This is a genomic window from Hyphomicrobium sp. B1 (assembly GCF_049532635.1).
GTDB lineage: Bacteria > Pseudomonadota > Alphaproteobacteria > Rhizobiales > Hyphomicrobiaceae > Hyphomicrobium_B.
On the sequence record NZ_CP134871.1, the window covers coordinates 1,237,291 to 1,249,307 of the forward strand.

The following is a 12,017-nucleotide window of genomic DNA, read 5'->3' on the forward strand; positions in this document are numbered from 1 at the left end:
TACAGCCTGTCTCACACTGGCTGATAATATAAGTGATTGATAAATATGAATAGTTTATCGCCGATAATCGCCGATAATCGCCTTTTCAAGCAGATTTCGTGTAGTAGCTGCCGCGCTTCTCTCCATGCTTAACAAGTTGGCCCTCTTTTGTGAGCGTGGCTAAGAGCTTGGAAGCCTGATTTGGGTTCAAACCGCAGAGGTCGATTACCTCGTCACGTTTGATCGTTCCATGTTTTTCGACATGGGTCAGAATAAGCGCTTTCTGCCTGTCAACGCTGAGACCAGTTTGCCGGACGTATTGGACCTTCTGCCCCAGCTTGCCGTAAGCCTTCGCGCTCAAAGTATATGTGCGCCCCTTTTTGACGCCATGAGCCTCAACGAGGCCAGCCTCGACAGCATGCTCGAGAAGAGATTTCACATCATGAACGGTTATATCACCCATCGCCTGAGCAAGCTCGGCGGCATCGACGCGACGATGATGCCGAAGGGTCGAGAGTAATTGCAACGTAGGCAACGGGAGCGACTGACCGGTATCGTTTTCTTGCTCAAGAACCAATCGGAGGAATTCGAGATCGGCTTTGTCAGTGTTGAGGTCGACAACAACAGCGTCAGCTGTTGTGCGCGCATAGCTTGGTGCCGGCCGTCCGTACCGGAGCACGCCGCGATAAATGGCATCGACACCACGCCCTGTGCGTTCAGCGAGCCCTATGCGCTTGAATGCATCTGCCAAGCGGGGATTGCGAGGCTTTGGCGAAACAGTCAGCAATGTCTGCACTGTTACGCCGCTTACTAAACCCCCGGGACTCGAAATCGACAGGTTTTTGCTGTCGTTCCACTGCACGTGAATTGCTCCGAGGCGGGCATAATCACGGTGGACGAGTGCATTTACGATCGCTTCGCGAAAAACCGTGCGGTCGACGTTCGGAACCGGCACGCGGAACAGACCGACCTGGACTTCCTCCTCTTTGTACCAGGCGCGAAAATGCTGCTCGAGTTGCTCAAAGAGACGGATAAGCGGCCAACGATAGAACTCATTGACGCGGACTTGCAGGTTATCGAGCACCTGAAATGCCACTTCGTGTGTGGCGACATGCGATTTGATGAACTGTTCTTTACCGATAAGCAGTAGGCCAGTGGTGGTGGGAACGGGTCTGCCGTTAATTGATTCAATTAAGCCCAATGCCCCGTCGAGTTCGTCATCGGTCAGCTTCAAAAGACTCTTGTCGCCGTTAAAGCCTTCAATCGCACGACGAAGACGCGCGCGCTCCAAAGGATCGAGAGCATCCAGGTTCAAGTCGTTGCAAGGTTGAGCTGACCAGTCAAATGCTCCGAGTTCCCCGAGACGGCTAGGAAACTCATGAGGATGAAATGGCACGCATTCTGGTTCGCCATCAAATCTTAGGCGCCGGCGCAGAGTTCTTGCTCGCTGCGTGCTATAGATCGCGCCACCGCTTTTGGGAACGCTAATGGCGGCAACTGTTTTTCCACCCCCGATAACGGAAGTAACGGAAACGATAATTGAGGGCTGGATCCGATTTGCGAGCATTGAAGCGAGGCCATCCAGGTCGGAATGCGCAGGATGCAACCCCGACGGCACACCATTCTTCTCGATTCCGAGATAGATGATTCCGCCTTCGCCGTTTGCCATCCCGACGACCGCTTCGATGAGGTCATCATCAGACAACCTTTTAAGGTCGCTTTTAAACTCGACTGTTAATGTCTCCCTGGTTGGCAAATCGCTCATCGGGCCACCTCACTTAGCCTCGATGTTGGCGACTGTGGAGGCTGGAGGCAAGAGAGCTGCTTGGATACCATCCAGAAGTCTCCGCAACCTGCCTGCTTTTCGGAGCCGCCCTTCCCTCCGGGCGCGACAGCGGGGCGGCGACGAAAAGCGGGCGGGCCTGCTTTTTGGTGGGCCCTCACTTCACTACCCTTCCCTTGCGCTTCGCGGGCTTCTTGACCGCAGGCTTGGCGTTCCACACTTTCTGCCAGGCTTCGAATTCGCTCGGGCGCACCTGGTAGCGGGCAAAATTGCCTTCGTGCAGGCTCAGCAGCTCCGTATCCACGGCCTCAATGAACCGTTCTCGGTCGGCGGTCACGACCTTATCCCGTGCCCATTCTTCGATGGCCCGAACGGCATCCTTCTTTCCCATCGGTTTGCGGACAATGGCCGCGATCAGCTCGCGCATGGCCGTACGGTATTTGAGTTTGAACGGATCCGGCTCGCCCATCGTCTGGCGAAGGGCAACGTAGCGCGAGGCGGAGCGCTCGTATGACCATATGAAGACGTCCTTCAACGGCCCGATGTCGTTCAGTTCGTATACGGCCAAAAGCGCGCTGGTGTAGGTCTCCTTAGGAACCTCCACAAACGAGAGCGGCGCCAAGTTGTTTTTGATGAGGGGGATATTGGCTGCAAGCCGCGACGTGCGCTTGTTGACGTCAATGAACGGCTGCAGATACGGCAACTGCACCATTACGAAGAAGGCCTGCTCGAAGGGATCGTCAATGGCGCGTGCAAGCTTCAGGATTTCGTCGAAACACTCGTCAATGAGCTGAGGAACCTCCGGCGGAAGGTATACGGACGCCGAGATGCCCACCCGGTCGTGACGCAGGCGGCCGGCACCAGCGGGGTCCTTCAGGAGGTTGTTCGCCAGCAGCGCGTGCAGATTCAAAATTGTGTAGCGGTTGAAGCCGATGTCCTCCGCCGAGGAGACCAGGAATTCAATCGCGTCCTTGTGGTTGAGGATCATCTGCGCGTCTTCGGCGGCCTTGCCCTCCGCCTCTTCGCCTTGGTCGAGCAACCGCTCGGTTTCAAGCAGCGAATAGGTGTTACCCTCAAGGCGGCTTGAGTTCCACGACAGGTCGATGAGCAATCGGGCAATAATGGCCTGCGCGTATGTGCCAGCAGGCTGCGTGACGTCGGAGGGCGAGCCCACCGCGCGCAGGCGCGCGCGCTCTTCAGCACTCAGATAGAATGTCTTATTGGGCTTGTAGTTCGAAAGAAACTCACGGTTATAGGCGACGGGCTTGCGCTGCGTGGTCGGACGGGAGATCTGTTGAACGACGCGCTGCGACTCCTCGGAGAGAGACACCGAGCGATGTGATGCTGGGGACGGCGGAGGTGGCGCGTGTATCGCGATCACCTTCGCGCGATAGCGTAGTGCTCGCGTTTGTCCCTCCGGGACGATGCGGCCCTCGTCCACCAGCGCTGCAAGTCGCCGCTGCAGCGTTCGGCGTGAAAACGGAAGCTTTGCCCGCGCCGCGATCTCGTCGACGCTTCCCCCTTCGGGAAACGACGCCACCGCGCGCTCCAGCGCATCAAGATGCTCGCGTTCCTGGAGGCGGGTCCCCATGTTTGGCGCGAATGGTCCTTTCACGACAGAATCTTTCTATTCACGCCAAATTGGCATGAAAAGACAGCTCTGGCAAGTATTCGCGCCACTTTTTTGGCATGAAATGGAATTCGCGCCAAAAATCTGGCGCGAATGGGCCTTACCTAGACCTCATCCGATCCCGCGACGGAGACGGCGGATCCGGCTGGTGAGGCTCCGCCCCCACCTCCCGCGCATTCAGCTGGGTCAGGGTTAACCTGTCGGAGATGGCATACGCCTTCCCCTCCCGATCCCGCACTTCCAGCGCGGCACCGTCGAGCTCACATTCCTGCCCCTGAAAGTTGACCTGCCGCCGGGCTTCCCCGGGCACCCGCCCCACCAGCGATTCCCGCTCGCACGTCAACTCATCAAGCCGGTCCTGGACATCGAGCAACGCATCGACGCGCCGGCTCACGTCCATCACCCGCTCCGCCCAACGCTCGGTCACGCCGGGATCGGCCGGATAGGTGTGAAGGTCGTTCTGAAACAGCTCGATCGCATGCTCCCGGCCAAACTCTTCCGACCATGACAGCAGATCCGCAACCGCATCCGAGGGATCCGGCACCAGACCACCAAGCGCATGCGCGAGCTCGTCCCGCTTGGCCTCATACGCGGCGGTCTCACGGGCGAGCGCAGCAACAATGCTTTCAAGCTCTTGCACCATGCGGCAACACTAGAAAGGTTTGGCGACCCGGCCAAGGCCTCTACCGCCCCCGCCCCCCATTTTCACGGGATGGCCGCCGCACCGGCGCCGACCGCGCCTCCCGGGCCAGGATTTCCGTCAGCGAGAGTTCCGGCGCATCCTTCAGCGTCGCATTGTATTCAACCCGCGACAGCCCCTGATCGATCTCACCATACGCCACCACCCGTGTCGCCGGCATGCCTTTCCTCCGGATCGCCGGATTCCGCACCACCCGCTCTTTCGAGACCGGCCGCACCCCTCGCCCGTGCATTGCCCGCACATTCGGACCCTCATGCACCTGGGCCGGCCGAAACTCCCCCTGCTCAATCAGCCGCCGATGATCAATGCGCTCGCGCCGGCCGGCGCCCTCCAGGGCAACATTGGCGTGGGAGGCCCAAAGCTCCCGGATCATCTTCAAGGTTGTCGGCGGTCGCTGCCCGCGATGGGCCCGGAGCTTGATCTCCTTGGTCCCGGCGGAGAACATCACCACCCGCTCGCCAGTGGCCACATCGCGGTCGCGAACAAGCAGATGACAGTGAGGGTTCTTCTGGTCCTTGCCGTTGGCATGAATGGCCGCGAACCATGAGGCTCGGCCCTGCGTCAGCGCCTCCGCAAAACTCCATACAAGCTCGGCCTGCTGTTGCGGCGTCAACTCGATGGGAAGCGCCAGCACCAACTTGTCCGCCACCCGGGCATTCTTCCGATCCGCGCGTTCCTCGGCCCGCATCCACCGGATGGCCTCCCGCGCCGAGCCTGGCATCCGCGCCGCCATGTGATGCGAAACCGCACCACCCCGCATGATGTACCGGATGTGCGCGGCGGCCGTGTAGGGTTGGCGCTGGGTGGTTTTGCCGACCGGCAAGAGGCGGAGACTGTAGATCGCCATCAGCGCCCCCGCGACCGAGAGGGGGTACGGGAGGCCGGCACATGAGGCGCAGCACCAACCTCCCGCGCCAGCTGCTGGGTGAGCGTCAGCTCCTCCCTGCGCACCGAGGCGGGGGAGAACGTCGCCCGCGTCCCCGGCGGCTCCCGCAACAACCGGGAGTTTTGTTGCCGGGGAAACCGTCTCACCCGAAGGATGCGCAGACTCTTCTGCCGAAGCTCCTCCTGCACCTTCACCGCGCGCTGATAGATGAGGTGCTGCTCAACGATGCGGTACCCCGTCCGCGACAACGACCGCGCCGCTTTCAGGATGCGATGCTCCTCCCGCGTCCGACTCTTATTCACAGCTCTTCGCAGGACCGCGTCGGGAAACTGATTCAGGATATTGGGAATGCGACCATAATGAAAAACACGAATCGCCATTCGCTTTCCCGGCCGCTCGATGATTTTGATGAGCGGATATTTCTCTTCCATGGGGCGCATGTTGCCTCGCCAATTCGAGAAGCACTTTCACGACTGTCGGGCGCACGGGTTTGAGGCCGATAAGGCCCAAACCCATAAGTGCGCCCTGGGACCTGCAGACGAAACGTAAGCTGACTGCCAAAGACACGGCCGGAGATGGGACTCGACTCACGAGCGTAAGCGGAGAGCGAGTCCCGGCGGAGGCAAGAAGACGGCGTCGCGATGGCCACGGCGGCGGCAGGTAGGACGACTGTCACCGCGAAGCGGACGGTCGGCCAGAGGGGGTCCGGGGGAGACCCGCGCGGTCATCGCCGCGCGTCGCCCCCGCGCGATTGTATACGCGAGTTGCGTCATCAAGTCGGAATGCAAGTGCGGGGCGCGCATGGGACCAGTCGCAATCGCTTTCCTGATCGGGATGTTCATCCTCGCGCTGGTCGGCAAACGCCGGCGGCGAAAACAGACCGGCCGCGAAATCAACGCCACGTTGAGCACCGGCCTTCCTTCCCATGAAACCGCGCTCGGCCGGAAAGCCCGCGAGATCGTCGCCGCGCAGGAGTCGAAACTGCGCGCCCCTCCCCCCATCCACGGGTCGGCGCGGTGGGGCCATGAGCTCGATGCGGCCGCGCTGGTCAGTGAGCCGGACGCCGGCATCTCCCACACGCTCCGCCTCGGCGGCCTGATCAACGACGACGGCGACACCGGCCTCGACGTCCGCGCCCAGTACCCCGGCCACATCCTCACCGTCGCCGCCACAGGCCAGGGCAAAAGCGCCACACAGATCGTCGAGAACCTTCTCCACTACGCGGGCTCGGTGGTGGTGCTCGATCCCAAGGGCGAACTCTACGACCTCACCCACCGGCACCGCGCCCGCTTCGGCAAGGTCTGGCGCCTGGCACCCTACGCGCGCGAGGGCGAGCCTTCCGATCGATACAACCCGCTCGACGAGCTGGATGATGAGCGCGAGCTTGGCGCCCGCGCGCGCCAGCTGGCCGAGATGCTCATCGTCCGGAGCGGCGGCGGCGAGGCGCAGTTCTTCGAGAACGAGGCTGTGAACCTGCTCACCGCCATCATCGTGCTGGTGGTCGAGACAACGCGAAGGCCCGAACGGCGCGCCTTCCGCACCATGACCGAGGTCAGGCGCATCTGCAGCCTTCCGCACCTTGCCGACGACGGCAAACGGAAGCCCGGCATCCGCGAATATCTTCAGGACGTCTTCGCGGCCATGGTCAAGCTGGACAATCCCTACCTCGCGAACCAGGGCCGCACGTTCCTCGGCTACGAGCACAAGCTCCTCAGTTCCTTCGTGTCCGAGATCAACGCGAATATGGCCTTCTTTGACGGCCATCCGGGCTTCGCGGACGTGACGGGGGCGTCGGATTTCAGGTTCGCCGATTTAAGCCGCGCGCCCGCCACGGTCTATCTCACCATCCCGCTCAAGCACACCTTGATCAGTTTCCGGTATCTCCGGGCCATGATCGGCATGGCGTTCGCATCCCTCGAAGAGCAGCCCGAGGCCACACAAGCGTCGGTGCTGTTCATCCTCGACGAGTTCGCGGCACTGAGGGACATGCCCTTCATGCGCGAGGCGGTCGCCCAGATGCGGTCTTCCGGGGCGTGGTTCTGGTTCTTCGTGCAGGACGTGGCCCAGCTCGAGTCCATCTATGGCGACGCCGCCAACGTCTTTCTCTCGCAGACCGACCACCAGGTATTTTTCGGGTCGGTGTCCGACGCCAAGACCCGCGCCTTCATCTCCAAGAACCTCGGTACCACGACGTTCGCCTACCGCGATGCGCAGCTCAGCTGGTCGCAAAGCATCGGCATCAATGATGGCGAGTCGGCCGGCATGCAGGCGGGAAGCATCTCGAGCGGCCGCAACGTCGGCCAAAGCATCAACGTGGGCGATCCCGTGGTCCTCGCACCCAAGCAGCTCCTCACGCCTTTCGAAGTGGGAACGGTCCTCGGCCAACGCCGGCCGGGAGAAACGCACCCGTCCGTGAGCATCATGTTTTCGAAGCAGGCCAACGGTTTTCCGCTGCTCTTGCGCCGCCGGCATTGGAAGGCGGCCGCCGCCGACGACACGCGCCGCCGCGCAACGACCCTTCTTCCCGTCAACCTCTGAGGATCACGCATGGAAGCCGTCTTGCGAAAGCCGCCGCCGGATTGGGATCAACGGGCGGTGGCCGCGCCCTACCTCTCGGCGCTGCGCCAGCGCTTTGATCAGAACGCGATCGAGCCTTCATGGCTCGATGGTCTGTTCTGCAGCCTTTCGCAAGAACTGCGCGCCGTCTACCGCGAGCAGGACGTCGACCGCGCGCTCGAGGGATTGGATCGGCTCCTCGCGAAATACGACTCGGCCGAACAACACATGCGGGCGCAAAACCCGTCGCGGGCCTCCGCCAGGATCCTCGAATGCTGGAACCGCATCTCGCGCCGTTCCACGCCTCCGCCACCACCCCAGCAATCGTACAATAATCAAGCGGCCGTTCCGCCTGTCGAGACACCACCAACCCGCTCCAAATCGCCGCCAACGCGCCTGCGCCTCAATGGACGCGCGATGCACAAGTCGGCGTTCCCAACCTGGATCTTCCTTGTCGCCATGAGTTGGGTGGCGCTGGTCTGGGGCGCCATCATCTCCCTGCCCTTCGGCGTCGGCCTTGCGGTGTTCGCATCGATGATCGTGGGCTTCATCACCGTGCCGGCCTGGGCCACCTTATGGAGCTGGCTCGGCATGGCCGCCGCCCGCGACAGCACGCTGCGGTCGATGAACTTCAAGGAGGTGCCGCCTGACCATCCGCTGGCGGTCATTTCCGGCGCCTTTGCTCGCGACCTCGACCTCCCTCCCCCGAGGATCGGCACCATGGATGTGGCCAACGCTTTCGCCATGGGCACTCGGCGCACCGACGCGGCCATCTCCTTTGGCATGCCGCTGCTTGAGATCATGAGCCCCGACGAAGTTGCCGCCATCATCGGTCACGAGCTCGGACACGTCGTGAGCGGCGACATGCGCCGCATGATGCTGATGCGGACCTTCCAAAACGCAACGGTCTTCTACATGCTCACCCAACGCGGCAAACAATTCACGCGCTGGGTCATCTGCTGGGCGGCTGAACTCATGATCCTAGGCAGCTCAAGGCGCCGCGAATTCTACGCCGATGCCGTCGGCGCCGCCCTCGCGGGCAAAGAGGCGATGATCTCCGCGCTCCGCAAGCTCGAGAGCGCCCCTCCGCTCACCTCGGCGGAGAGAACGCACGCGCGTTTCATGGCGAGAGGGATTAAATCGGCGCTTGGGAACCTGTTCTCAACCCATCCGACGTTCGAGAGCAGAGTTCGGGCGTTGGCTGAGGAGCGTTACATCCGCCGACTTCCTCGGCGATAGGGCTCTTGCAAACGCGCAGGCCCTACAGGACGTGATTGAAGACGCTATTGGCCAATCGATATTGGATCAGCAGGAGCGTCGCGAAAATCGCGTTCTCTGTCGCGACCTTCCTGTTGACGTTCTTTTCCGACTTATCGAGATGACCCTTGTTGGCGCAAAGGTCGCTCACCCCTCTTACCGCGTAAGCCTTGACGTTCGTCGATCTACGGGAAAACTGTGCAACGGCTTTGAAGAACCCGTAAGACTCCATGTCGACGGCCAGCGGCTCTTCGGCGTTCCATTTGCACCGTTCGGTAAAGCCAGACGGGTCGTTGAGGAAATAGAAGTCGAAATCGAGCCAGTCATTCTTCTGGACGATGTACTGGGTGTAGGTGTCGGAATCGATGACCCAGTTCGATCCAAGCAATGCGCCCTGACGCAACGAAAACGGCAATTTCGGATTTTCATTCGCGTCGCTTACAAATTGGCTTCCGATATTGTCCAGGTCTTCGTGAAAAATCTGGTCTCGTAAAAACCGGATAGCGTTGTCGCCGTACACAAGGTCGCGATCGTCGAGGCCGATCTTGTCGGGGTCCTCGGGATAGGGCTTTACTCCCTTGGACCCCTTAGTGATGTGGGCATCTCGCATTGCTGAGTCGACCAAAATCGCTTTGGCTTTGTCGATATGAAGGATTTTGTCGGGTGAATAATACTTCACGAAATTGCTGACGATGACGTCGCCGAGCGCCGCGTTTTGTGAATTCAGCGATCCCGAAATGCCAACAAGTAACGCAAGCTCAGGCGGCAGAGACATGCCCTGAAGAAAGGCCGTGCCGACATGGGCAGCGCTAATGATGTTCCCCATTCCTTGAATGAGGTTGACTTCGATCCGGTCGTTCGAACCTTTGAAGCGATTGAGATTATAATTGAATTTTGTCTGACCGCGAGGAAGGTCAATTCTGGGGTCTGATGTGAATTTTCCCCATTTTTTCATTTCGTCGATGGCATAGGACATCTCCTCCGCCAAGGCTACGAAGATCGCGAACCGCGCCATTCCTATACTCTGAAGAAGGTCTCGCCCTGGATGGAAATGCTCTTCAAATCAAAATCGTCCGATATTGAGCTATAGTCAATCTGCTTGAGAATTTCGGCATCGTCAGCACTTTTCACGCGATATCGAGCAACCAGGCATCCAAAAGAAATGGAAACAACGTCGATGGGGGTCAACGTGGTATTCGCGAGCGCGTCCCTGAAATAGAGCGGTATCAAGGCTTCATGCTCATCGATTGTCAGAACGCGACCGCCATGACGACGACATTCATCTGCGGGGTCGGGCTTCGGCATAAAATCACTGAGCTGAACTGCTTGATCGGTTCTCCCGGCCGATGGAGCATGAACATCGCGTTTTGATGTGGGTCTGCCTTGAAGCCCATCAAGCTTGAACGGCTGACCGCCAAACCTTGCTTCAACAATATTGGTTGGATCATGCTCGCGCGCGAGCACGCTCAATCTGCCGCTATGTTCATTGTAAAGGACGTACGAGGCAAGTAGCGCCTCGGCATATTTCTTGACATCGGTGGGTCGCTGGTTGGCAAGCGGGATGAGCTGGGACGCCAGCCTTTCTAGATTGCGCTTATCACGATGGGAGCCACGTGGCTGGCGAGCAATTGTAATCGCGTGATCGCGACTGACCAGCATCTGAATATCCCCCGAATCAGCAAGGGAATGAAAGCAGTTCGTACACAGTGTTACAACCGGCGCACGATTATTTTGTTGCACAGTATTAAGGCAACAACAGCACTGACTTATATTTAACCGGGTGCTGATTCAACCTTTCTGAACTGCGCCAGATGAGTTCGCGAGGTTAAATTGTGGAAGGAACCGGGCGTGCCCGGTCCTTTCCAACTTATCGAGCCTACTCGGCGTGATCGCCTCGTCGGGCTTGGTCGTTACTCGGCCTGCTCGCGCGGTTCCTCCACGCGGATCACGATGCGGCCGTTCACCGGCAGCGCGTTGAGCAGGAGGTCATGCCCCTTCCCGTCTTCGTGCGGGAACAGCCGGCCGATGCGGGTCCAGTAGGACTTCTGGCCCTTGCGGCCGTCCTGCACGGCATAGGCGCTGTAGATGGTTTCGGGCTTGGTGGTTTGCGTCATGGTCGTCACTTTCGTTCGGTTTCGGGGCCACGCCTCTCGCGGCCCGTGGGCTCTTGAGGGACGGCGCCAAGGACAGGACCGACGGGCTAGAACCGCGACGCGGCGGCGAAGATGGGATGGGACCCGTCTGCAGCCGGCCCTTGGCGGTCTTGGCCGCGCCGGGCACTCTGCCCGACGGATAGCCGGGATGAGATGTGCGCTCCGGTCGAACGACGACGAACAGCAAACCGGAAAATCCGGAACAGACAACAACGGCGCCAAGCACGCGGCCACACCCGCCCTCGGCAAAAAGACGTGAAGACCCCCTCCCGACGCGCTATCGTCCGGCGTGATTTGCGAGTGAACCGTTGACCAGTCCGGAATTGGTATTCCTGCTCTCGGCCGAGGCCGCCGCCATGCTGCGCATCTCAAAGCGCACGCTCGAGCGTATGCGTGTCGATGGCACTGGACCCCGCTACCTCAAGGCCGGACCCGGAAAACGCTCCAGGGTGCTTTACAGGCAGTCTGAGGTGTTGACGTGGCTCGAGAGGCAGAGCTATGGGTCAACCTCTGAATACCCGCGCTAAGCCCCATCCATTTGAATCTGGTCTAGTCGGCGTCTTCGTCCGGCCGAACTTGGTAGTACTGCTTGGAGTCCCCCCACCGGCCGCGCTGCAAATTGAGATGTGGCTCGGAGATCGCGATCGCCACCGCTTCCATGATGTTCAAAGCACTTTCCACCGTCGCGCTTAATTTCGCGGTGTCGACGGATAGTTTGTGCTGCTGTGTCACCCACTGTGTCCCGAACCAGGAGAATCTATTCCATCGCTCGGCAAGATGGTCCGTCTTATGAGTCTTAAGGCGCTTGAAGAGACGATCATCGCCCGCACCTGTCTGCCCCACGTAGACCAACTCATAATCGGCATAGAGCGCATAGATGCCGCGTTGGTCCCTAAACTCAACGGGAACGGCACTTGGGCTTCGCGATGCGGCACCGCGCAGAGAACCGGCGTTGTTCTGCCGACCCCAAAAGACCTTGTCGATGTGCCAATGCAGTCCATAGCTCTCGATCACGTCATCCCACCTCTATTGCGCGACGAGGATGTTATATCGATGGCAGGCCTGCACGAAAT

At 60.1% G+C, this 12,017-nt stretch carries 12 protein-coding genes; 3 read left to right on the plus strand and 9 right to left on the minus strand.

The genetic code is table 11. The features are described from left to right. Positions 1-85: 85 nt before the first annotated feature. The 5 genes from RLW55_RS06065 to RLW55_RS06085 form a co-directional block, all read right to left on the minus strand. Positions 86-1,744, minus strand: a complete 1,659-nt coding sequence (locus RLW55_RS06065) for an ATP-binding protein (RefSeq protein ID WP_423415877.1) — start codon at positions 1,742-1,744, stop codon at positions 86-88. A 175-nt stretch (positions 1,745-1,919) separates the two neighbouring features. Beyond that, the gene (locus tag RLW55_RS06070; protein WP_423415878.1) at positions 1,920-3,353 is read right to left on the minus strand and encodes a Fic family protein; all 1,434 of its coding nucleotides are present in this window, start codon (positions 3,351-3,353) and stop codon (positions 1,920-1,922) included. 139 nt (positions 3,354-3,492) lie between these two features. Then, positions 3,493-4,035, minus strand: coding sequence for a hypothetical protein (locus tag RLW55_RS06075; protein ID WP_423415879.1), 543 nt, complete (start codon positions 4,033-4,035; stop codon positions 3,493-3,495). Positions 4,036-4,075: 40 nt separating this feature from the next. Further along, positions 4,076-4,939, minus strand: coding sequence for a MobA/MobL family protein (locus tag RLW55_RS06080; protein ID WP_423415880.1), 864 nt, complete (start codon positions 4,937-4,939; stop codon positions 4,076-4,078). Further along, positions 4,939-5,409 (minus strand): hypothetical protein, encoded by a 471-nt coding sequence (locus tag RLW55_RS06085; RefSeq protein WP_423415881.1) that lies wholly within the window; start codon positions 5,407-5,409, stop codon positions 4,939-4,941. Before RLW55_RS06085 ends, RLW55_RS06080 begins: the two co-directional genes overlap by 1 nt. A 370-nt stretch (positions 5,410-5,779) precedes the next feature. On the opposite strand from RLW55_RS06085, the gene RLW55_RS06090 reads away from it, so the two are divergent. Then, positions 5,780-7,516 carry a type IV secretory system conjugative DNA transfer family protein gene (locus RLW55_RS06090; protein ID WP_423415882.1) on the plus strand — a complete coding sequence of 579 codons (1,737 nt, stop codon included), beginning with the start codon at positions 5,780-5,782 and terminating at the stop codon, positions 7,514-7,516. Between the two features lie 9 nt (positions 7,517-7,525). Then, positions 7,526-8,773 (plus strand): M48 family metalloprotease, encoded by a 1,248-nt coding sequence (locus RLW55_RS06095; RefSeq protein ID WP_423415883.1) that lies wholly within the window; start codon positions 7,526-7,528, stop codon positions 8,771-8,773. A 22-nt stretch (positions 8,774-8,795) separates the two neighbouring features. Here the strand turns inward: RLW55_RS06095 and RLW55_RS06100 are convergent, their stop codons facing one another. The 3 genes from RLW55_RS06100 to RLW55_RS06110 all read right to left on the minus strand — a co-directional run bounded on the left by RLW55_RS06100 (position 8,796) and on the right by RLW55_RS06110 (position 10,905). Continuing rightward, positions 8,796-9,806: a hypothetical protein gene (locus tag RLW55_RS06100; protein ID WP_423415884.1), complete on the minus strand. Its 1,011-nt coding sequence runs from the start codon at positions 9,804-9,806 to the stop codon at positions 8,796-8,798. A gap of 2 nt (positions 9,807-9,808) precedes the next feature. After that, positions 9,809-10,450 carry a hypothetical protein gene (locus tag RLW55_RS06105; protein WP_423415885.1) on the minus strand — a complete coding sequence of 214 codons (642 nt, stop codon included), beginning with the start codon at positions 10,448-10,450 and terminating at the stop codon, positions 9,809-9,811. A gap of 251 nt (positions 10,451-10,701) precedes the next feature. Continuing rightward, complete coding sequence (locus RLW55_RS06110; RefSeq protein ID WP_423415886.1) at positions 10,702-10,905, minus strand: hypothetical protein; 204 nt, start codon at positions 10,903-10,905, stop codon at positions 10,702-10,704. 362 nt (positions 10,906-11,267) lie between these two features. Here RLW55_RS06110 and RLW55_RS06115 point away from each other — a divergent pair, with 362 nt between their 5' ends. Further along, complete coding sequence (locus tag RLW55_RS06115; protein WP_423416385.1) at positions 11,268-11,471, plus strand: helix-turn-helix transcriptional regulator; 204 nt, start codon at positions 11,268-11,270, stop codon at positions 11,469-11,471. 22 nt (positions 11,472-11,493) lie between these two features. Here the strand turns inward: RLW55_RS06115 and RLW55_RS06120 are convergent, their stop codons facing one another. Next, complete coding sequence (locus RLW55_RS06120; RefSeq protein WP_423415887.1) at positions 11,494-11,958, minus strand: GIY-YIG nuclease family protein; 465 nt, start codon at positions 11,956-11,958, stop codon at positions 11,494-11,496. Between the last annotated feature and the right edge of the window lie 59 nt (positions 11,959-12,017).